This window comes from Pseudomonas sp. NBRC 111130 (assembly GCF_001320485.1).
GTDB classification, from domain to species: Bacteria; Pseudomonadota; Gammaproteobacteria; order Pseudomonadales; family Pseudomonadaceae; genus Aquipseudomonas; species Aquipseudomonas vlassakiae.
Genome location: NZ_BCBG01000063.1, coordinates 1 through 20,289, shown reverse-complemented (window position 1 = coordinate 20,289; position 20,289 = coordinate 1). Strand labels below are relative to the sequence as shown.

Below are 20,289 nucleotides of genomic sequence, written 5' to 3'. Positions count from 1 at the left end.
CTTGCCCGCGATGCGCCGCGCGGGCGGCGCTCGATCTCGCAGGCGCTGCAAGACTGTCGACGAGCACCTTTCAGCCCTCACCCAATTGCATTGCGGCTGCCTTTGTCAGTGTGGATGCACAGTAATCGCCACCAGCTTCACCACCACCGGCCTCACCATCAGCACGCACACAAATGCCACTGGCATCGCCAATTGGTAAGCCTTCAGCACATTGCTCAGGTAGTCCGGGTTCACCCCGGCATTCGCCGCCGTGATCACGAAGCACATCAGTAGCGCCATGATCGATGACATGTAAAACGCGAACACGTACGGCGTAGCGCTCGGGCGTAGTTTGCGCCGGCTGCGCGTGTGGGACAGATTGCTCATGCGATCTCCTGAAGGTTGACTGAGGGCGCAGGTTAGCAATGCCGCCGGCAGCGGCTGTAGACCCGCTGGATTGAGTTCTTTATAAAGAGATTCTTACGAATCGAAGAGCTTGCCATGGATCTGCTCAACGCCATCCGCAGCTTCATCAAAGTGGTCGAAGCCGGCAGCATCGCCGCCGGCGCCCGTAACCTCGGCCTCAGCCCGGCAGCGGTCAGCCAGAACCTGGCGCGCCTGGAAGGGCACCTGCACGTGCGCCTGCTCAGCCGTACCACCCGCAGCATGGCGCTGACGCCTGCCGGTAGCCAGTATTACGAACGGGTCAGGCACATCGAGCGCGACCTGGCCCTTGCCGAACAGGCGGTCACCACACCCGACAGTGAGCCACAAGGGCGCCTGTGCATCGCCTCGACTTCCGCTTTTGGTCGCCATGTGCTGGCGCCTCTGATCCCGGCCTTCAGCGCACGCTATCCACTGCTTTCGATAGAATTGATAACGACTGATCGCAAGGTCAATCACGCCCGCGAAGATGTCGATGTCAGCCTGCGCATCACCCCGCAACTGGAAGACCAGCTGCTCGCGCGGCACATCGCCCGCATCCCGTTCATCTGCTGCGCGTCACCGGGTTACCTCGCCAGCGCCGGTTTGCCGACCAGTCCCGAGGTGCTGCGGGATCACCGCTGCCTGGTCTTCCGTTATCCGGTGGACGGCCGCTTCCTGCGTTGGGGCTTTGTGCGTGACGGCATGCGTTTCGAGGCGGAGTTCGGCAGCGTGTTGATCAGCGACGACATCGATGCCCTGACCCAGATGGCCCTCAACGATGGCGGCATCACCCGATTGGCCGAGTTCATCGTCAGGCCGCATCTGGCCTCGGGGGCACTGGTGCCGCTGTTCGAATACAGCGAAAGCGGCCAGGCCTACGCCCAGACCGAGCCAATGGATATCTACCTGTGCGTGGCCGATCGTTTCGCCATGACCGCAAAAGTGCGTGCGTTCATGGACTACCTGCGTGAGTCGTTGGGGGATGGCTGGCAAGTGCAGGCATGAAAAAACCGCCACGAGGGCGGTTTCTTGATGGGGCGGGTACGAATCAGAAGCGGTAGGTGAGCGAGGCACCGATACCGTGGGCGCTGTTCTCGTACTTGGCCTGGTAGCGACCCTTGGTGGGGCTGGCCAGGTTGACCTTGGTGTCCTCTTCCCACAGGTAGGAGTAGGCCACGTCGATGGTCATGTCGTCGGTTGGGCTGTAACCGGCACCGATGCTGATTGCCTTGCGATCACCCGTTGGGATGCGCGGCGAGCGGTCGGTGTTGTTGGTTGGCGACTGGTCGACAGAGAAGCCGGTACGCAGCACCCACTCCTTGTTCACCTTGTAGGAGGCGCCAATGGCGTGAGCCCAGGTATCGTGCCAGTTCTGCTCTTCGGTGATGGTGCCGAACTGGGCTCTCAGCGGTGCCGGGACGTCGTTGTTGACGGTGATGTTTTCCAGGCGGCTCCAGCGGGTCCAGGTGCTGCCGGCATACAGGGTCCACTGGTCGTCCAGTTCGTGGGTGACCGAGAAGTCCACGGACTCAGGTGTCTTGATCTTCAGCGTGGCGTCGAACTTGCTGCCGCTGAAAGGCCCGATCAGGGCGTTGTTGATCTTGGTGTCGCCTTCGAGTTTGTAGTCGACCATCGAGTGGTAGGTCAGGCCGACGCGGGTGCGGTCGGTGGCCTGCACCAGGATGCCGATGTTGTAACCGACGGCAGTGTCGTCACCCTTGATCTTCACTTCGCCATCGTTCACGCCTGGGGAGCGCGGGTTGATGGTGTTCGAGCCCAGCTCGCCCTTGATGCGGTTGATGGTCGGGCCGAAACCGATCGACACCTTGTCGTTGAAGGCGTAGCTGACGGTAGGCTGGAAGGTGATGACCTCGACGTGGCTCTTCTTGCCCCAGTAGCGAGCGGCGTCGCCGCTGCCATAATCGGTTACCAGGCCGTATGGCACGTAAACACCAAAGCCGACGCTCCAATGCTCATCGATCGGTTTCACGTAGTAGCCCATCGGGACGCCAACGGTCGGCACCATGTCACCATCGGTTTCGCCTGGCAGCGGGCGGCTGCCTGGGCCGGAAATGTCAGTCTTGGCGATTACGGCAGCTCCGCCCACGGTGACTTCCTGGCGTTTGAGGCGCGACATGCCTGCAGGGTTGCCGTACACCGTGCTGGCGTCCTCGGCAGAAGAAGAACGACCTGCAAAACCGGTACCCATGCCGCTGATGCTTTGTTCGTTAAGTGCGAAGCCGGCAGCGAACAGTTGGCTGGATGCCAGGGCAACGGCTACGCCGAGGGAGGTTTTGAGCATTGCTTTTTTCATTATTAGAAACTCCTTGTGATCTCCGGGGCGAAAAGCTACCAACAAATCACGCGCCGCGCTATAGCCTGAATTAAAGGAGATCGCGCTGTTTTGTAGGACAATCCGACCAAAATTCCATTTTTTCTAACAAAGATGTAGGACGCTTCTTAAGATGCCTGTGGCAATTTCTGCTCAACGCATAAATGCCAAGCCTGGGTAAAGTCGCGCAGGCGACCTTGGGGGTGGAAAATCTGCCGCCAGATTCGAGCCAGGCCGAGCAAGTCATCGGCCGCTGGCAGCGGCGTGGCTTGCTCTTCGACGAGCATCCAGGCGATAGCTGTGGAGTATCGCAGGTTCACCGTGAGTTCCAGGTGCGGCCCGCCGAGAAAGGCGTGCTGGCTGGCCAGGCCGCGAACCAGGCTGGCCAGCTCCGGGTCACGGGCAAGGAAATGATCCCAGATGGCTTGGTGCCGGCTTTCGCCAATGCGGTAGAGGCCGTGGCCACGGCGATCGTGCAAAGCCGAACCGAGTGCCGACTGGCTGGCCGCGATACCGAGCAGAAGGGCTTCGGCGCTGGCGCAATGGCGATTCAGATAGACCAGGGTAGGTCGGATCACATACTGACACAATTCATTCGCCGCGATACCCATGATGCCCTCGAGCAGTAAAGGGCCGACGGGCGCTGGAGCTTGGCAGCTGGTGATTTGGTCAGGCCCGCCGGAAGCGGTAAAGACCGCTCGAGTTGAAGTGTAGTGTGATAATCGTGGTGTAAAGGGCTGTTTTTAAATCGATTGCTGCCTGCCGCCCGTTGCCATATGCCTGGCGGCAATTAGCATCAGAACGATCAGGCAGCTTGCGACAGGCGCCATTCAGCTTGTGAATGCCCCGATATTCGCAGCTCACGCGGTGAGCGATTGACGGGTGCGGGCGATTACCGCCTGCAGGGGTTCCGAGTGGCTGTACTGTTCAGGGTACAGGCGTTCGGTGTGGCAGGCGATACCGTGCTCGTCCACCAGGGTGAAGCTGAAGCTGCCCTTGCGTGGGGCAACGATAAGGCACTTCAACGGCGAGAAAGCTTGGGAGAGGGTGCCAATGGCAGCCTGAATTTGATGATGAGTTTGCATGTTATTGGAGGTTCCTGCTTTAAACACGGGGATTATGATCCGTGCATGATAGAAACGTTCCAGTGACGCCTTTATTAAGGGACGAACGAACCTGACTGGAACAGGGCAGCCAGAGAGAGCGCAATCAAAGTGTGGGCGCTTGGGCTGACTGGTAGGTACTTCAGAAGGCAGGCAGCACACCGGGGCCAAGGTTCTAGGCCGTCGGGGTGGGATCCTGATCAATCTTCCGGTTGATTCGTGCTTGAACAGCGCTGGGCTGGCGAGAGAATCATCGAGGGGGCCGGTCCTGGTTTCAGCAGCGATCGTTCGGGAGAGCGATGGGCTGCAAGGACGCTTCTGGCCAGAATTGACTTTCAGCTTGGGTACTAACGTGGCGCACCTTAACGAAAATACGCGGCCTTTGCAAGCATTGCGTGTTTCTTCAGGCTAGCCGCGCAGTATGGCGTGTCTTCCTCCTTATGGGAAGAGGGGCCAACCGGCCTCCAACCGGCCCGATGGGCCAATTTCGTGCATCCAAACGCAGGCTTTCAGTGCACTTGTTCACATTCGAAGCATGACTTGTAACACGCGGGCAACAGCCCTCCTCATGCTCGCCAATGACTTGACTGGACCCTTAAGTCAATGAAAAAAAACACTAATTTTTGCTGGTGAAAAAATCGTCAGTTTGAGCGAAAGCCCCATTTTTCGGGGGTTTGCGGCCTCATTGGAGGGGTTGTCCACCGAGTTATCCACAGGAACTGTGGATTGTCCCGAGCGCTTGCTCTAGGACGGGCGTGCCAGCACCTCCGAGAACTGTCCGACAATCGTAAGGCACCTGACGACCAGCCAGTCATCCACTCGGAAACGTCAAGAAAAAATCATCGAAAAAAATTGCAATCCGCCGGAAATCGACAGGCCATGCACAAAAAAAAGGAGTAGAGTTGCGCGCCCTTCGAATTGCCATCCCTGTCGGTCATGAAGTTTCGCGGTAAACCCCTCGCCAGCCCCGTTGTCGCCTCATCAGCCCCTTCGCCCAAACGCTTTTCCCTGAAAGTGGCCCTCTGGCTGCTCGACAGCCCGAGGTTGGGTGACAAGCCTCAGATCAAACACATTGCCGGGCACCTGCTCAAGCAGCCCGCGCGCGAAGGTGTGGTGGTGGCGCAGAGCCGCTTGGGGCAAATGCTCTGCCGTGATTGCGGCAATGCCCGGGACCGTCGCATCGGCCATGAACTGCTGCGTCAGGCGGCACGGGCCGGGGACCAACGGGCGCAGCAGGAGTATGCGCGGCTGCTCGAGGCCGATGCGGCGAAACAGGCGCCCGACGGGGCAGGCTGGTAAGCTGCACTCAACTCGCAATGGTGTGATCGGGGTACGCATGACAGTGGATCTGGCCAGCATTCTGCTGGGCTTGGTGGCAGGGGCTTTGCCTTGCCTGGGGTGGGTCATGCACGTGCAGCGCCGTCAGGCTGCGCGCCACGGCGAGCAGGCCCTGCTCGAGGAGCGCCTGAGCAGTGCGCAGTTGGCGCAGGCTGGCCTGCAGGCGCAACTGGATGCCAGCCGCGACGAAGTCAGCGACCTCAGTGAAGCCAACGCCGTCAAGCAGGCCCAGCTGGCCGCCCAGGGCCGTGAACTGGAACTGCTGCAGGTCGACCGCGACAACGCCCGCGATGCGGCCCACGCCTGGCACATCGAACGCGCCACTCGCGAAGCAGAACTGCGTCGTCTGGAGGCCCAGGCCGCGCGCCTGGAGGCCGAGCTGCGCGAACAGCAGGACAGTCACCAGCAGCGCCTCGAAGACCTCCAGGAGGCCCGTGACACCCTGCGCGCCCAGTTTGCCGACCTGGCCACGAAAATCTTCGACGAGCGCGAACAGCGCTTCGCCCAGACCAGCCAGCAGCACCTGGGCCAGTTGCTCGACCCGCTCAAGGAGCGTATCCAGGCGTTCGAAAAACGTGTCGAGGAAAGTTACCAGCAAGAGGCCCGCGAGCGCTTCTCGCTGGGCAAGGAGCTGGAGCGTCTGCAACAACTCAACCTGCGACTGTCAGACGAAGCCACCAACCTCACACAGGCACTCAAGGGCCAGAAGACCCAAGGTAACTGGGGTGAGCTCATTCTTGAACGGGTGCTGGAACATGCCGGCCTGGAGAAAGGCCGCGAATACCAGACCCAGGTCAGCCTGAAGAGTGCCGATGGCGAGCGCTTTCAGCCTGACGTGCTGATCATGCTGCCCGGTGACAAGCAGGTGGTGGTCGACGCCAAGGTCAGCCTTACCGCCTACCAGCAATTTGTCGGCAGCAACGACGAAGCTGCCCTCAAGCAGCACGTGCAGTCGCTGCGCAACCACGTCAAAGGCCTGTCGAGCAAAGACTACAATCGCCTCGAAGGCCTGCACAGCCTGGACTTCGTGCTGTTGTTCGTGCCGATCGAGGCAGCCTTCTCGGCGGCGCTGCAGGCCGAACCCAACCTGTTCCAGGAAGCGTTCGACCGGCAGATCGTGATCGTCAGCCCGACCACTTTGCTGGCCACCCTGCGGGTCATCGACAGCCTGTGGAAACAGGAGCGCCAGGGCCAGAACGCCCGAGAGATCGCCGAGCGCGCCGGGTGGCTGTATGACAAGTTCGTGCTGTTCATCCAGGACCTGGACGAGCTGGGCAACCGCCTGCAGCAGGTCGACAAGGCCTACGCCGCCGCTCGCAACAAGCTGTGTGAAGGGCGCGGCAACCTGGTCAGCCGCAGCGAACAGCTCAAGCTGCTCGGTGCCCGCGCCAGCAAGAGCCTGCCGGCCGAGCTGCTCGAACGGGCCCTGTCAGACGAAGCGCTGGCCGACGAGGCGGTTACTGAACCAGGCTCAGATGGCGATTGAGCAGGGCGCGCAAGGCCGCCGGCTTCACCGGTTTGGCCAGGTAGTCCAGGCCTGCGGCATGCACGGTGGCCAAGGTTTCCTTGCTGCCGTCGGCGCTGATCACCACGCCGGGCACCGGCTCGCCCAGGCGTGCACGTAACCAGCCCATCAGCCCGGTGCCGGTTTCGCCGTCATCCAGGTGAAAGTCCACCAAGGCCAGGTGCGGGCGCATGCCCTTGGCCAGCAACGCTTCGCACTCGGCGCGGTTGCGCGCAGTCCATACCTGGCAGCCCCAGCGGCTGAGCAGGCTGTTCATGCCGATCAGGATGCTGTCTTCATTGTCCACGCACAGCACCTGCAAGCCCGCCAGCGGCTGGCTCGCGGTTTCTACCGGGGCGCTCGGCGCCGCTGCGGCCTGATGGGCAATCGGCACGTGGACGCGAAACACCGTGCCCTTGCCGGGCCAGGAGCGCACCTGCAAGCTGTGGCCAAGCACCCGGCACAGGCCGTCGGCGATCGCCAGGCCAAGGCCGAGGCCTTTTTCGGCGCGGGTCTGGTGGCTGTCCAGGCGCTTGAACTCCTGGAAAATCACCTGCAGCTTGTCGTCGGCGATACCCGGGCCTCGGTCCCAGACCTCCAGCCACAGGTGCTCGCCCTGGCGGCGTACACCCAGCAGGATCGGGCTTTTGCCGTAGCGCAAGGCATTGGTGAGGAAGTTCTGCAGCACCCGGCGCAGCAGTTTCATGTCGCTGTTGACCCGCAGGCGGCTGCCGCGCAAGCGGAACTCCAGGCCCTTCTCGGCGGCCAGCACCTTGAACTCGGCGCCAAGGGTGTCGAACAGTTCATTGAGGGCGAAGGGTTTGGCGTCGGGGGTGATCTTGCCGTTTTCCAGGCGCGAGATGTCCAGCAGGTCGCTGATCAGCTCTTCGGCCGAGCGCAGCGAGCTGTCCATGTGCTGCACCAGCTGCTGGGCCTCTTCGTTCATGCCTTCGGCCTGCTGCGACAGGGCGGCGGAGAACAGTCGCGCAGCGTTCAGCGGCTGCATCAGGTCATGGCTGACCGCAGCGAGGAAGCGGGTCTTGGACTTGCTCACCGCTTCGGCCTGGCTCTTGGCTTCCGACAGGGCCTGGTTGAGTTGCGACAGCTCGTGAGTGCGTTCGGCCACGCGCTGCTCCAGGCGTTCGTTGGCGTCGCGCAACGCCTGTTCGGCTTCGCGGAACGGCGTGATGTCGGTGAAGCTCATCACAAAGCCCCCGCCGGGCATCGGGTTGCCGATCAGTTCGATGACCCGGCCATTGGGAAACAACCGCTCGGAAGAGTGGGCGCGGCCTTGGCGCATCCAGTGCAGGCGCCGCGCCACATGGACTTGTGCCTCGCCCGGGCCGCACAGGCCGCGCTCGGCGTTGTAGCGGATGATGTCGGCGATCGGCCGGCCGACGCTGATCAGGCCCTCGGGGTAGTTGAAGAGCTCCAGGTAACGGCGGTTCCATGCCACCAGATGAAGGTTCTGGTCGACCACGCTGATGCCCTGGTTGATGTTCTCGATGGCACCCTGCAGCAACGCGCGGTTGAACTGCAGCACTTCGCTGGCTTCGTCGGCGATGCGCACCACGTCTTCAAGCTGCATGTCGCGGCCTTCGATGGCGGCCTTGACCACGGCACGGGTCGAGGAGGTGCCGAGCACACCGGCCAGCAGGCGTTCGGTGTGTTCGATCCAGTCGCCATCGGCGTTCTGGTTGGGGTTGAAACCCTTGCCCTGGCGGTAGGCGAAGCGGATGAAGCTTTGCCGCGCGCGCTCCTCGCCGACGAAGCGCGAGGCGAGGGTGAGCAGGTCTTCGATCTGCACGGCCAGCAACGGTTTGCTGCTGGGCCGGGCGCTGGTCTGCTGGCCGATGAAGCGGCCTGCCTGCCAGTGCTCAGACACGCGGGTGCGCGACAACATCGACACCCATACAAACAGCGTGAAGTTGCCCGCCAGCGACAGCACTACCCCCTGGGTCAAGGGGCTGATCGGCAGGTCGAGCGGGTTGCCATGCAGCCAGGCCAGGCCCGGGAACAGACCCAGCGACAGGCCCAGGCTATGGGCGATGATCGGCAGCACCAGGGTGTAGAACCACAGGAAGATGCCCGCCGCCAGGCCGGCGAACACTCCACGGCGGTTGGCCTGCTTCCAGTACAGCGCGCCGAGCATGGCCGGGGTCAGCTGGGTGACGGCGGCGAAGGCGATCTGGCCGATGGTCGCCAGGCTTGCGGTGGAGCCGAGCAGGCGGTAGCTGACATAGGCCAGCAGCAAGATCACCACGATGGTCACCCGGCGTACCGAGAGCATCCAGTGGCGGAACGCTTCGAACGGCCGCTCGGCATTGTTGCGGCGCAGCAGCCAGGGCAGCAGCATGTCGTTGGAGACCATGGTCGACAGCGCTACCGCCTCGACGATGACCATGCCGGTAGCGGCCGAAGCACCGCCGATGAAAGCCAGCAGGGCCAGGCTGGGGTGGGCTTCGGCCAGCGGCAGGCTGATGACGAAGGAGTCGGATATCACCGTGCCCGGCAGCAGCATCTGCCCGGCCAGCGCGATCGGCACCACGAACAGTGCAGCCAGCGCCAGGTACAGCGGGAACACCCAGCGCGCCAGGCGCATGTCCTGGGGTTCGATGTTCTCCACCACGGTGACATGGAACTGCCGCGGCAGGCAGATGATCGCCATCATCGCCACGGCGGTTTGCACCACCATCGACGGCCAGTTGATGGTTTCCTGCCAATAGCTGTCCAGTTGCACCGACTGGCGCGCCTGGCTGAGCAGGTCGTCGAAGCCGTCATACAGGTTGAACACCACGAACACGCCCACCGCGAGGAATGCCAGCAGCTTGATCAGCGACTCGAAGGCGATCGCCAGGACCATGCCGCGGTGGTGCTCGGTGACGTCCAGGCTGCGGGTGCCGAAAACGATGGCGAACAGCGCCAACACCAGCGACACCACCAACGCGGTGTCCTGCACCCGGGTACCGGTGGCGTCGGCATTGGCGCCGATCAGCAGGTTGACGCCGAGCACGATGCCCTTGAGCTGCAGGGCGATATAAGGCAGCACGCCAACCAGGCAGATCAGCGCCACCACCACCGCCAGCGACTGCGACTTGCCATAGCGAGCGGCAATGAAGTCGGCGATCGAGGTGATGTTCTGCTGCTTGCTGATCAGCACCATCTTCTGCAGCACCCACGGCGCGAAAATCAGCAGCAGGATCGGCCCGAGGTAGATCGGCAGGAACGCCCACAGCTGTTCCGCGGCCTGGCCGACCGCGCCGAAGAACGTCCAGCTGGTGCAGTACACCGCCAGCGACAGGCTGTAGACCCAGGCACGCAGGCGCGGCGGCAACGGCGTGCTGCGGCGGTCGCCGTAGAAGGCGATGGCGAACATGACGGCCATATAGGCCAGGGCGACCACGGCGATCAGCCCGCTGGACAACGACATGAAAACTCCGGAGCAAGAAAGATAACGCGGTCCCGATCAATCAGTCTGGCACGCAGGCGGCGGTTCGTCAGCGCAGACGATGGTCGCAGCGGCGAGTCGTCGCAGGCTCATCGTTTGCCTGTACCGGCCTCTTCGCGGGCAAGCCCGGTCCCACAGGTACAGCGCAATCCTCAAGGCTTGTAATGAACCTGTGGGAGCGGGCGTGCCCGCGAAGAGGCCAGTACAGGCAACATCATCCCCGACGAGTGCCCAGCCAGTAGAACACTCCCGCCAGTATCACCGACATCACCAGCAGGTAGAAGATCACCCCCGGCCACCACCGCCCCAGGGCAAACCCCACCAGCACCGGCCCCAGCGCTGCCCCGAGGTTGGACAGGTTCTGCGCCCCGTAATACACCCCGCGCAGGTGCTCCGGTGCAATCAGGTCGATGAACATGTACTCGGCAGGGATGACGATGATCTCGCCCAGGGTGAACACCAGCATCGCCAGGCACCAGGCCACTACCGACCCGGCCATGGCAAAGCCGAGCAGCCCGGCGATGAACAGCGCCATGCCGGCCATCAGCCAGGGCATCAGCTGCTGGCGGCCGATGCGTCGACCGATCAGGTACTGCAGGGCTATCACCGTCACCGCGTTGGTGGTTACCAGGTAACCGACCAAGCGTGCCGCCTCGCTGGCGCTGCTGGTCACCACCAGGTACTGCGACAAGTAGGCGGTGAACTGGCCGAACACCACCGCGCTCAGCACGCCGCCCAGGGTAAAGCACACCAGCCGGCGGTCACGCGCCAGCCCCAGCGCAACCTGGCTGAATCCGACGCTCGGCTGCTCCTGGGCACTGGCCTGCAGCCCACGGTCGCCGAGCCGCCAGTAGGCCATGCACATGCCCAGGCCGGTCAGCGCCGAGGCAATGAAAGGCAGGTGGTCGTCCAGCTCCAGCATGGCCACGCCAAGCAACGGGCCGACGGCATAACCGACGTTGCTCAGGGTGTACTTGATGGCGAACACCTCGGCCCGTTGTTCCACCGGCAGCAGCGCGCAGAAGCCGGCCTTGGCGGCGATGTCGACCACCGCCAGGGCCAGGTTGATCAGCACCAGGCAGGTGAAGAACAGCCATACCGAACGGCTGGCGACGGCGACCATGAAGGCGAGAGCGAAGACCAGCGTGCTGGCGCTGACCAGCGTGTGGTTGCGCACGGTGTCGACCAGGTGTCCGCCGTACAGACTCAGCAGCGAAGCAACGATCAGCGCGCCACCGATCAGCAGGCCGATCTGGCCGACCGGCAGCTGGAAGTTGTCGGCCAGATAGACCACCAGGTAGGGCAGGGTAAGGGCGCGGGCCACCGTCAGGGTAAACGTTGTGGTCAGCAGCAGGCGGACGCTGGCGGGATAGCCTTTCAGGGCAGCGAGCATTACCACATCCTTGTCATGGGGATTTTCCGATGGTGAGGATAAGGGAGGCCAGCAGCGGCGACCAGCGGAGGATTGACAGCTCGGACCCCACGGGGAATACTCTCGGAAAATTCATATATATGTTTACATAACAAGACGAGAGCCGACCCATGCACCCACTGTCCGGTGATGCTCGACTACCCCGCTATCAACAACTGCGCGATCACCTGATCGAGCAGATTGCCAACAATCGCTGGCGCCCGGGCGAGGCCATTCCCACCGAAGCCGCCCTGGCCACCGAGTTCGACATGTCTGTCGGCACCGTGCGCAAGGCCGTCGACGTGCTGGTCGCCGAAGGCGTGCTAGAGCGTCAGCAGGGCCGCGGCACGTTCATCCGCCGCCCACAGTTCCAGTCTTCGCTGTTCCGCTTCTTCCGCTTCGAGAGCGCCACCGGCGAGCGGCTGATGCCGGAAAGCCGCATTCTCTCGATCGAGCCGGTATTGGCACCGTCGGCCGTTGCCCAGGCCTTGGGCCTGGCCGTCGAAGCCGAGGTCATCCGCATTGTCCGTACCCGTCTGCTCGGCGCACAGCCGGTGCTTGCCGAGGAAATCTGGCTGCCGCGCCAGACGTTCCAGCCACTGCTTGACGTCGAACTGGATAGCAAAGGCCCGCTGCTCTACCCCATCTACGAGGAGCTGTGCGGCCAGGTGGTCGCCTACGCCGAAGAGACCCTGACCGCCGAAGCGGTTGATGCTGCCCATGGCCGCTTGTTGCAGCTACCGGCCAACAGCCCGGTGGTGGTGATCGAGCGCCTGGCCCGCGATTACGCCGGCAAACCGCTGGAATGGCGCCGCTCGCGCGGCCACGCGCAACACTTCCGCTACCGCGTCGACATTCGCTGAGCCGTTAAACCGGCTGCTTCGCCCGTTACCCGTCTGCGCCGTTCTGCCACGGCGCAGTGGCTTCGCCTGCCCGGTCGCCAGCCTGCCAGAGCTTCGGCACGCCCGGCCGTAACACACACGACTAAGAAGGATAACAACCATGTTCAGCTGGTATCGCCAGATCACTTCACGGGAACGCAAAACGTTCTGGGCCTGTTTCGGTGGCTGGTCGCTCGATGCGCTGGAAGTGCAGATGTTCGGCCTGGCCATTCCCGCGCTGATCGCCGCGTTCTCGCTGACCAAGGGCGATGCTGGCCTGATCAGCGGAGTGACCCTGGTGACCTCGGCGCTCGGTGGTTGGCTCGGTGGCACCCTGTCGGACCGTTATGGCCGCGTGCGCACCCTGCAGTGGATGATCCTCTGGTTCTCCTTCTTCACCTTCCTTTCGGCGTTCGTCACCGGCTTCTACCCGTTGCTGTTCGTCAAGGCCATGCAGGGCTTCGGCATTGGTGGCGAGTGGGCGGCCGGTGCGGTGCTGATGGCCGAGACCATCAACCCGAAATACCGCGGCAAGGTCATGGGCACGGTGCAAAGCGCCTGGGCTGTAGGCTGGGGCCTGGCGGTGGGGCTGTTCACCCTGATCTATTCGCTGGTACCGGCCGAGTACGCCTGGCGGGTGATGTTCTTCGTCGGCCTGCTGCCGTCGCTGCTGATCATCTGGGTACGCCGCAACGTGCCGGAGCCGGACAGCTTCCAGCGCCTGCAGAAGGAGAAGGCCATTCCCGGCAGCTTCTTCAAGTCGATGTCCGGCATCTTCCGCCCGGAGCTGCTGCGCGTGACCTTGCTCGGCGGCCTGCTGGGCCTGGGCGCCCACGGCGGTTACCACGCGGTGATGACTTGGCTGCCGACCTTCCTCAAGACTGAACGCAACCTGTCGGTGCTGAACTCCGGTGGCTACCTGGCGGTGATCATATTCGCCTTCTGGTGTGGTTGCGTGGTCAGCGGCCTGCTGATCGACCGCATCGGCCGGCGCAAGAACATCCTGCTGTTCGCGCTGTGCTGCGTGCTCACGGTGCAGGCCTATGTGTTCTTCCCGCTGAGCAATACCCAGATGCTGTTCCTCGGCTTCCCGCTGGGCTTCTTCGCCGCTGGCATCCCGGCCAGCCTGGGGGCGTTCTTCAACGAACTGTACCCGGCCGACGTGCGCGGTGCCGGGGTCGGCTTCTGCTACAACTTCGGCCGCGTGCTGTCGGCGGTGTTCCCGTTCCTGGTCGGCCACATGAGCGAATCCATGTCGCTGGGTAGTGCGATCGGTATCGATGCCGGCATCGCCTACGGCGTGGCCATGCTCGCCGCGCTGTGCCTGCCGGAAACCCGTGGCCGCAACCTTGAGACCACGCCAGCGCCAGAAATGGCTGGCGCTGTCGCCAAGTAACCTGACTGTCCTGTGATGACCATGCCCGACGTTCCTGTTTCACACCTCACCGCCATCGACAGCCATGCCCACGTGTTCAGCCGTGGGCTGAACCTGGCCAGCGAGCGGCGTTACGCGCCCAGCTACGATGCGCCGCTGGGCGACTACCTGGGCCAGTTGCTGGCCCATGGTTTCAGCCATGGCGTACTGGTGCAGCCCAGTTTCCTGGGCACCGACAACCGCTACCTGCTCAGCGCCCTGCAAACCGCGCCGGGGCAACTGCGCGGGGTGGTGATGCTTGACCGGGACGTCGAGCGCGAGACGATGCAGGAAATGGATCGGCTTGGGGTCAGGGGCGTGCGTCTGAACCTCATGGGCCAGGGCCTCCCAGACCTGACGGGCGCCGAATGGCGACCCCTGCTGGAACGCATTGGTGAACAGGGCTGGCATCTGGAGCTGCACCGCCATGTCGCGGACACCCCTGCGCTGTTGCGGGCCCTGGAGCCTTATGGTCTGAACATTGTGGTCGACCATTTCGGTCGGCCCGATGCCCGTCTGGGGCTTGGGCAACCGGGCTTTGCCGAGCTGTTGACGCTGGGCGGCAAGGGCAAGGTGTGGGTCAAGGTGTCCGGCATTTATCGACTGGAAGGTACGCCGGAGCAGAATCCGGCGTTTGCACGTCAGGCCCTGTGTGCTCTGGAGGCCCATTACGGTGCTGAACGACTGATGTGGGGCAGCGACTGGCCGCATACCCAGCATGAGTCAGCGGTGAGCTATACCACGGCGGTCGAGCAGTTCGAGGCCTTGGGCTGCTCGGCCGAATTGCGCCGGGCGCTGCTGGTGGATACTGCTCAGGCGTTGTTCGGGTTCGAGTGATGTAGCGACTGTGCCGGCCTCTTCGCGGGCGCGCCCGCTCCCACAGGATCACCGCAGTCTTGAAGACTGCGCAGTACCTGTGGGAGCGGGCAAGCCCGCGAAGAGGCCAGCACAGGAAAATCAGAACCGGAACCGGCTGATCATCTGCTGCAACTGCCCACCCAGCCGCGCCAGCTCCACACTGGACGCCGAAGTTTGCTGACTGGCCTCGGCGGTCTGTTCGGAAATATCCCGCACTGTCACCACGCTGCGGCTGATCTCTTCAGCCACCGCACTCTGCTGCTCCGAAGCCGCGGCAATCTGCTGGTTCATCAGCTCAATCGCCGATACCCGCTGGGTAATCCCCTCCAACGCCACCCCGGCCTCACGCACCAGCGCCACGCTGCTTTCGGTCAGGCTCTGGCTCTGCTCCATCAGCTCGCTCACCGAGCGGGTGCCTTGCTCAAGGCTGCCGATCGCCGATTCGATCTCCAGTGTCGATGCCTGGGTACGCTGTGCCAGGCTGCGCACTTCATCTGCCACCACGGCGAAACCACGGCCCGCTTCACCGGCCCGGGCCGCTTCGATGGCGGCATTGAGTGCCAGCAGGTTGGTCTGTTCGGCCACGGCCTTGATCACGTCCATGACCTTGCCGATACGCTGGCTCTCGGTGCGCAGCGCGCCCATGGCTTCGCCAGTAGCGTCCACCTGGCTGGCCAGGCGGCTGATCTGGGCCACGGCGCGGTTGACCACGCTGTCACCTTCACGGGCTTCCTCGTCGGTGGCGCTGGCGGCGCTAGAGGCTTCGCCGGCATTGCGGGCGACTTCGTGGACGGTGGCAGCCATTTCCTGCATGGCCGTCGCCACCTGGTCGGTTTCCACCTTCTGGTTGTTGGCACCGGCACTGGTCTGCTCGGTGATCGCCGAAAGCTCCTCGGTAGCGCTGGCAATCTGCGAAATGCCATCGCGCACCTGGGCGATCAGCTCACGCAGGTTGCGGGTCATGCCCTGCAGGGCGTTCTGCAGTTGGCCGACTTCGTCGCGGCGGCGGCTGGCCGGTTGTTCGCTGAGGTCACCGGCAGCCACCTGTTCCATGGTTTTCAGTGCCTGGCGCAGCGGCTGGCTGATCTGCCGGGCGATGACCATGGCAGCCAGGGCGCCGAGCAGCAAGGCGAGCAGGGTGGTGGCGATCTGCAGGGTGCGGGCGAAGTGGCTGTCCCTGGCGACCAGCACCGCCTGGTCGTCCAGCAGTTGGCCAATGACACCATTGAGGGTTTCGATATCGTTGGCCATGGCGGCGCGGTAGTCCACCAGGTGGCTGACCTCGCCACGGAACGCCTCTACGGCCTTCGCATAGGCCTGCACCTGCTGCTCCAGTTGCTGGAACTGCTGCGGGAAATTGCCGTTGAAGCGGGCGACCAGCCCCGGCAGATCGTTCACCGTGGTGGCGATCTGTGTGTTCATCAGTTTCTCGGTCTCGGCATTGGTATTACCGGTATAACCACGAACGTGGTAGCGCAGCAGGATCAGGTTTTCGCGTATCTGGTTGATGGCCTCGATGCGCACGAAACGCTGCTCGGCATCGGGCAAAGCGCGGACCTGATTGCGAATCTGCTCGATGCTGGCGAACGACTGGGTGGCCAGGGCGCCCATTTCCTTTTGCGCTGCGCGCATCTTTTCATAGGAGCGGAAACTGGCGGCCTGGTTGCCGCTGTAGCTCTGCAGTGCCTGGTCGGCGGTATTGATCAGCGCATGGGACTGCGCCCTGATCATCACCTCGCGCAGCTTTGCCAGTGTCGGCTTGAAGGCGTCCAGCGCAACTTGCAGCTGTTTGCTCTCGGCGGGGGCGCCGTTGGCCATGGCATGGCGCAAGCGCGCTTCGCGCAGGTCGCCGAGGGCGTCGTTGAGGCGCGATACGTCGCTGACGACCTCACTACGGCGTACCAGGCTGCCCAGGCCGTCCCAGCTGATCAGCGACTGCACAAGTGTCAGGCACAGCACCAGGCCGAAACCGAGAAAGAGTTTGTGGGCGATCCTGAGGTCGCCAAACCAGGTAAACATTACTGCCGAGCTCCTTTTCTTATGCGTTGGAGGAGACCTGAGGTCTGTTCCTTCTGTCAGATATAGTCATCTATATGAATTATCGGCATGTGTAACAAAGTCTGAACAGTGGCTGGCAAAAAATTAATATCACTGTGATATCAAATTGTGAGCGGGTTCCTGAATTGTCCGGGGTTCCTTGCCAGGCGGTGGCTTTCCCATGCAGATTTGTGGCTTGCAGCGCTTCGCGTGCCTCCAATGACAAAAGACACTCAGGAACAAGGACGATGAGTCATCCCTCGCAATTCACCTTGCTCGGCAAGCGGCGTTTCCTGCCGTTCTTCGTCACCCAGTTACTGGGTGCCTTCAACGACAACCTGTTCAAGCAGTCGTTGATCCTGGCCATTCTGTTCAAGCTCAGCTTGGGCGACGGCGATCGATCGATCTGGGTCAACCTCTGCGCGCTGCTGTTCATCCTGCCGTTCTTTCTGTTCTCGGCGCTGGGCGGGCAGTTTGGCGAGAAGTTCGCCAAGGATGCGCTGATCCGCGCGATCAAGCTGGCCGAGATCGTCATCATGGCGGTCGGCGCCATCGGCTTCGTCACCAACCACCTCACGCTGATGCTGGTGGCGCTGTTCGGCATGGGCACCCACTCGGCGCTGTTCGGCCCGGTGAAATACTCGATCCTGCCCCAGGCCCTGCGTGAAGAAGAGCTGGTGGGGGGCAACGGCCTGGTGGAGATGGGCACCTTCCTCGCCATCCTGGTCGGCACCATTGGCGCCGGGGTAATGATGGCCAATGACAGCTATGCCACGGTGGTGGCCGGTGGCGTGGTCGGCACCGCCGTGCTCGGCTACCTGGCCAGCCGCTGGATTCCCCGGGCCGCGGCAGCGTCGCCGCAGATGGCGCTGGACTGGAACATCTTCAAGCAGTCGTGGGTGATCCTGCGCATGGGCCTGGGGCAGACCCCGGCAGTGTCGCGCTCGATCGTCGGCAACTCGTGGTTCTGGTTCGTCGGCGCCATCTACCTGACGCAGATCCCGACTTACGCCCAGGAGTGGCTGCACGGCGACGAGACTGCCGTGACCCTGGTGCTGACCTTGTTCTCGGTCGGTATCGCCGTCGGCTCGCTACTGTGCGAACGCCTCAGTGGGCGCAAGGTGGAAATCGGCCTGGTGCCGTTCGGCTCGTTTGGGTTGACCTTGTTCGGCCTGCTCTGGTGGTGGCATTCAGGTGACGTACCGGCCGGCGCCCAGCCGCACGACTGGCTGGCGCTGCTGGGCATGCACCAGGCCTGGTGGATCCTGGTGTCTATCGTTGGCCTCGGCGTGTTCGGCGGCTTCTACATCGTGCCGCTGTACGCGCTGATCCAGGCGCGCACTGCCGAAGACCAGCGGGCACGGGTAATAGCCTCCAACAACATTCTCAATGCGCTGTTCATGGTGGTCTCGGCGATCTTCACCATTGTCCTGCTGAGCGTGCTCAAGCTGAGCATCCCGCAGCTGTTCCTGGTGGTGTCGCTGCTGAACGTGCTGGTCAATGCCTACATCTTTAGGATCGTGCCCGAGTTCACCATGCGCTTCCTGATCTGGATGCTCAGCCATTCGATGTACCGCGTGCAGCACCGCGACCTTGAACGCATCCCCGATGAAGGCGCAGCGCTGCTGGTGTGCAACCATGTGTCGTTCGTCGATGCACTGCTGCTGGGCGGGGCGATCCGTCGGCCGATCCGCTTCGTCATGTATTACAAGATCTACAACCTGCCGGTGCTCAACTTCGTGTTCCGCACGGCGGGTGCCATTCCGATTGCCGGGCGCAACGAAGACCAGGCCACTTATGATCGGGCCTTTGCGCGTATCGCCGAGTACCTGGCAGACGGTGAGCTGGTGTGTATCTTCCCGGAAGGCAAATTGACCGGAGATGGCGAAATCGACGTGTTCAAGGGAGGCGTCAGCCGCATCCTCGAAGAAACCCCGGTGCCGGTGATTCCGCTGGCGCTGCAGGGCCTGTGGGGGAGTTTCTTCAGTCGCGACCCGGCCAAGGGCTTCTTCAAGCGCCTGTGGTCGCGGGTGACCATCGTGGCTGGCGCCGCCATCCCGGTGGAGGCGGCGCAGCCAGAGGCCTTGCGTGAGCAGGTCAGCCGCTTGCGCGGTGGCCTGCGCTGAGCAGGGTTATCAGCTGGCGCTGACTTTCAGGCCGATCAGGCCGGTAATGATCAGCGCCACGCTGACCAGCCGTACCAGGGCCATCGACTCGCCGAACAGGATGATCCCGGCGATCACCGTGCCGACGGCGCCGACGCCGGTCCAGATGGCATAGGCGGTGCCCAGCGGCAGTTCCTTCATGGCAAGGCCCAGCAGGCCCAGGCTGATGGCCATGGCGGCGACGGTGAGTACGGTCGGGAGCGGTTTGCTGAAGCCGTCGGTGTACTTCAGGCCGACGGCCCAGCCGACCTCGAACAGGCCGGCGAAGAACAGGATGATCCAGGACATGATGCTTCTCCATCGTTGCGAATGATGGGGCCGTCCCCGGAATGGTCACGCGGTGCGTCGTGAGGTCGTCCTCACAGTGGCGATCAGGGTACACATCAATGCCTGGCTGGCTCAACCTCTGCAGCCTCGGCCGAAGGTTCTTCCATCCGCCGGAAGCAGGTCGACAGCAGTGCTCCGGAGATGTTGTGCCAGACGCTGAACAGCGCGCTCGGCACCGCTGCCAGCGGCGAGAAATGCGCTGCCGCCAGCGCCGCGCCCAGCCCCGAGTTCTGCATGCCCACCTCCAGCGCCAGCGACTTGCGCTGGGCCAGCGGCAAGTTGCAGAGCCGGCCGGTGAGGTAGCCCAGCAGATAACCAAAGGTGTTGTGCAGCACCACGACCGCCATGATCAGCAAACCGGATTCGGCGATCTTGGCCTGGCTGGCCGCCACCACCGCACAGACGATCATCACGATGCTCACCACCGACACCAGCGGCAGCACCTGCACCGCCATCTGCACCCGCGCACCCAGCAAGCGCTGCGCCAGCACGCCGAGGACGATCGGCAGCATCACCAGCTGCAGGATCGACCAGAACATGTCCATGAAGGACACTGGCAGCCAGGCCGAGGCCAGGAACCAGATCAGTGCCGGGGTCAGCAGCGGGGCGAGGAGGGTGGTTACCGCGGCGATCGCCACTGCCAGCGCCAGGTCGCCCTTGGACAGCCAGACCATCACGTTCGACGCCGTGCCGCTCGGGCAGCAGCCGACCAGGATCACGCCCACGGCGATTTCCGCCGGCAGGTGGAACAGCTGGCACAGCAGCCAGGCCATGCCCGGCATGATCACGAAGTGCGCCACCACGCCCAGGGCCACACGCCAGGGCTGGCGGGCGAGGGCGGCGAAGTCGTCGAGCTTGAGGGTCAGCCCCATGCCGAACATCACCAGGCCCAGCAGCGGCACGATGGCGACCTTGAGGGCGATGAACCACTGGGGCATCAGGAAGGCCAGCACGGCGAACACCAGCACCCACAGGGCAAAGGTGTTGCCGACGAAGCGGCTGAGAGCGGCGAGGGCACGCATGGGGCAATTCCTTTTCTATTTATAGCTTTATGAATTTCATGGGG

Annotated in this window: 16 protein-coding genes and 1 pseudogene; 7 read left to right on the top strand and 10 right to left on the bottom strand. The window is 63.2% G+C overall.

The features are described 5' to 3' along the window. Positions 1-105: 105 nt before the first annotated feature. A complete protein-coding gene (locus tag APH33_RS21345) occupies positions 106-366 on the bottom strand; it encodes a DUF2798 domain-containing protein (RefSeq protein WP_054887048.1) in 261 nt (86 codons plus the stop codon). Between the two features lie 114 nt (positions 367-480). On the opposite strand from APH33_RS21345, the gene APH33_RS21340 reads away from it, so the two are divergent. Then, complete coding sequence (locus tag APH33_RS21340) at positions 481-1,410, top strand: LysR family transcriptional regulator (protein ID WP_054887047.1); 930 nt, start codon at positions 481-483, stop codon at positions 1,408-1,410. A 43-nt stretch (positions 1,411-1,453) separates the two neighbouring features. On the opposite strand, the gene APH33_RS21335 is transcribed toward APH33_RS21340, so the two are convergent. The 3 genes from APH33_RS21335 to APH33_RS21325 all read right to left on the bottom strand — a co-directional run bounded on the left by APH33_RS21335 (position 1,454) and on the right by APH33_RS21325 (position 3,822). Further along, positions 1,454-2,719 carry an OmpP1/FadL family transporter gene (locus APH33_RS21335; RefSeq protein WP_054887046.1) on the bottom strand — a complete coding sequence of 422 codons (1,266 nt, stop codon included), beginning with the start codon at positions 2,717-2,719 and terminating at the stop codon, positions 1,454-1,456. A 146-nt stretch (positions 2,720-2,865) separates the two neighbouring features. Beyond that, positions 2,866-3,348, bottom strand: coding sequence for a hypothetical protein (locus APH33_RS21330; RefSeq protein WP_054887045.1), 483 nt, complete (start codon positions 3,346-3,348; stop codon positions 2,866-2,868). 249 nt (positions 3,349-3,597) lie between these two features. Next, positions 3,598-3,822, bottom strand: coding sequence for a hypothetical protein (locus APH33_RS21325; RefSeq protein ID WP_054887044.1), 225 nt, complete (start codon positions 3,820-3,822; stop codon positions 3,598-3,600). 954 nt (positions 3,823-4,776) lie between these two features. Between APH33_RS21325 and APH33_RS21320 the strand changes: the two genes are divergently transcribed. Further along, on the top strand, positions 4,777-5,139 hold the full coding sequence (locus APH33_RS21320) for a sel1 repeat family protein (RefSeq protein ID WP_054887050.1): 363 nt from the start codon (positions 4,777-4,779) through the stop codon (positions 5,137-5,139). A gap of 151 nt (positions 5,140-5,290) precedes the next feature. Beyond that, complete coding sequence (rmuC, locus tag APH33_RS21315; protein WP_177332434.1) at positions 5,291-6,664, top strand: DNA recombination protein RmuC; 1,374 nt, start codon at positions 5,291-5,293, stop codon at positions 6,662-6,664. On the opposite strand, the gene APH33_RS21310 is transcribed toward rmuC, so the two are convergent. Further along, complete coding sequence (locus APH33_RS21310) at positions 6,636-10,112, bottom strand: hybrid sensor histidine kinase/response regulator (RefSeq protein WP_054887042.1); 3,477 nt, start codon at positions 10,110-10,112, stop codon at positions 6,636-6,638. The genes rmuC and APH33_RS21310 overlap by 29 nt on opposite strands. Positions 10,113-10,344: 232 nt before the next feature. After that, positions 10,345-11,523 carry an MFS transporter gene (locus APH33_RS21305; protein ID WP_054887041.1) on the bottom strand — a complete coding sequence of 393 codons (1,179 nt, stop codon included), beginning with the start codon at positions 11,521-11,523 and terminating at the stop codon, positions 10,345-10,347. 149 nt (positions 11,524-11,672) lie between these two features. Here APH33_RS21305 and APH33_RS21300 point away from each other — a divergent pair, with 149 nt between their 5' ends. The 3 genes from APH33_RS21300 to APH33_RS21290 all read left to right on the top strand — a co-directional run bounded on the left by APH33_RS21300 (position 11,673) and on the right by APH33_RS21290 (position 14,673). Further along, a complete protein-coding gene (locus APH33_RS21300) occupies positions 11,673-12,404 on the top strand; it encodes a GntR family transcriptional regulator (RefSeq protein ID WP_054887040.1) in 732 nt (243 codons plus the stop codon). Positions 12,405-12,543: 139 nt separating this feature from the next. After that, positions 12,544-13,818 (top strand): MFS transporter, encoded by a 1,275-nt coding sequence (locus APH33_RS21295; protein WP_054887039.1) that lies wholly within the window; start codon positions 12,544-12,546, stop codon positions 13,816-13,818. Between the two features lie 21 nt (positions 13,819-13,839). Further along, on the top strand, positions 13,840-14,673 hold the full coding sequence (locus tag APH33_RS21290; protein WP_054887049.1) for an amidohydrolase: 834 nt from the start codon (positions 13,840-13,842) through the stop codon (positions 14,671-14,673). Positions 14,674-14,793: 120 nt separating this feature from the next. Here the strand turns inward: APH33_RS21290 and APH33_RS28055 are convergent, their stop codons facing one another. Continuing rightward, complete coding sequence (locus APH33_RS28055) at positions 14,794-15,657, bottom strand: methyl-accepting chemotaxis protein (RefSeq protein WP_371263270.1); 864 nt, start codon at positions 15,655-15,657, stop codon at positions 14,794-14,796. After that, positions 15,649-16,713: pseudogene (locus APH33_RS28050) on the bottom strand (methyl-accepting chemotaxis protein); the annotation flags it as partial. The pseudogene APH33_RS28050 and the gene APH33_RS28055, both read right to left, overlap by 9 nt. 266 nt (positions 16,714-16,979) lie before the next feature. On the opposite strand from APH33_RS28050, the gene APH33_RS21280 reads away from it, so the two are divergent. Then, positions 16,980-18,857, top strand: a complete 1,878-nt coding sequence (locus tag APH33_RS21280) for an MFS transporter (RefSeq protein ID WP_054887037.1) — start codon at positions 16,980-16,982, stop codon at positions 18,855-18,857. 9 nt (positions 18,858-18,866) lie between these two features. On the opposite strand, the gene sugE is transcribed toward APH33_RS21280, so the two are convergent. After that, positions 18,867-19,184, bottom strand: a complete 318-nt coding sequence (sugE, locus tag APH33_RS21275; RefSeq protein ID WP_054887036.1) for a quaternary ammonium compound efflux SMR transporter SugE — start codon at positions 19,182-19,184, stop codon at positions 18,867-18,869. Positions 19,185-19,279: 95 nt separating this feature from the next. Beyond that, a complete protein-coding gene (locus APH33_RS21270) occupies positions 19,280-20,245 on the bottom strand; it encodes a bile acid:sodium symporter family protein (protein ID WP_054887035.1) in 966 nt (321 codons plus the stop codon). Between the last annotated feature and the right edge of the window lie 44 nt (positions 20,246-20,289).

Bases quoted from the DNA above. Each gene is read 5' to 3' on its own strand.
- APH33_RS21345 (WP_054887048.1), bottom strand. From the start codon at position 366: ATGAGCAATCTGTCCCACACGCGCAGCCGGCGCAAACTACGCCCGAGC.
- APH33_RS21340 (WP_054887047.1), top strand. From the start codon at position 481: ATGGATCTGCTCAACGCCATCCGCAGCTTCATCAAAGTGGTCGAAGCC.
- APH33_RS21335 (WP_054887046.1), bottom strand. From the start codon at position 2,719: ATGAAAAAAGCAATGCTCAAAACCTCCCTCGGCGTAGCCGTTGCCCTG.
- APH33_RS21330 (WP_054887045.1), bottom strand. From the start codon at position 3,348: ATGGGTATCGCGGCGAATGAATTGTGTCAGTATGTGATCCGACCTACC.
- APH33_RS21325 (WP_054887044.1), bottom strand. From the start codon at position 3,822: ATGCAAACTCATCATCAAATTCAGGCTGCCATTGGCACCCTCTCCCAA.
- APH33_RS21320 (WP_054887050.1), top strand. From the start codon at position 4,777: ATGAAGTTTCGCGGTAAACCCCTCGCCAGCCCCGTTGTCGCCTCATCA.
- APH33_RS21310 (WP_054887042.1), bottom strand. From the start codon at position 10,112: ATGTCGTTGTCCAGCGGGCTGATCGCCGTGGTCGCCCTGGCCTATATG.
- APH33_RS21305 (WP_054887041.1), bottom strand. From the start codon at position 11,523: ATGCTCGCTGCCCTGAAAGGCTATCCCGCCAGCGTCCGCCTGCTGCTG.
- APH33_RS21300 (WP_054887040.1), top strand. From the start codon at position 11,673: ATGCACCCACTGTCCGGTGATGCTCGACTACCCCGCTATCAACAACTG.
- APH33_RS21295 (WP_054887039.1), top strand. From the start codon at position 12,544: ATGTTCAGCTGGTATCGCCAGATCACTTCACGGGAACGCAAAACGTTC.
- APH33_RS21290 (WP_054887049.1), top strand. From the start codon at position 13,840: ATGCCCGACGTTCCTGTTTCACACCTCACCGCCATCGACAGCCATGCC.
- APH33_RS28055 (WP_371263270.1), bottom strand. From the start codon at position 15,657: ATGACCCGCAACCTGCGTGAGCTGATCGCCCAGGTGCGCGATGGCATT.
- APH33_RS21280 (WP_054887037.1), top strand. From the start codon at position 16,980: ATGAGTCATCCCTCGCAATTCACCTTGCTCGGCAAGCGGCGTTTCCTG.
- sugE (WP_054887036.1), bottom strand. From the start codon at position 19,184: ATGTCCTGGATCATCCTGTTCTTCGCCGGCCTGTTCGAGGTCGGCTGG.
- APH33_RS21270 (WP_054887035.1), bottom strand. From the start codon at position 20,245: ATGCGTGCCCTCGCCGCTCTCAGCCGCTTCGTCGGCAACACCTTTGCC.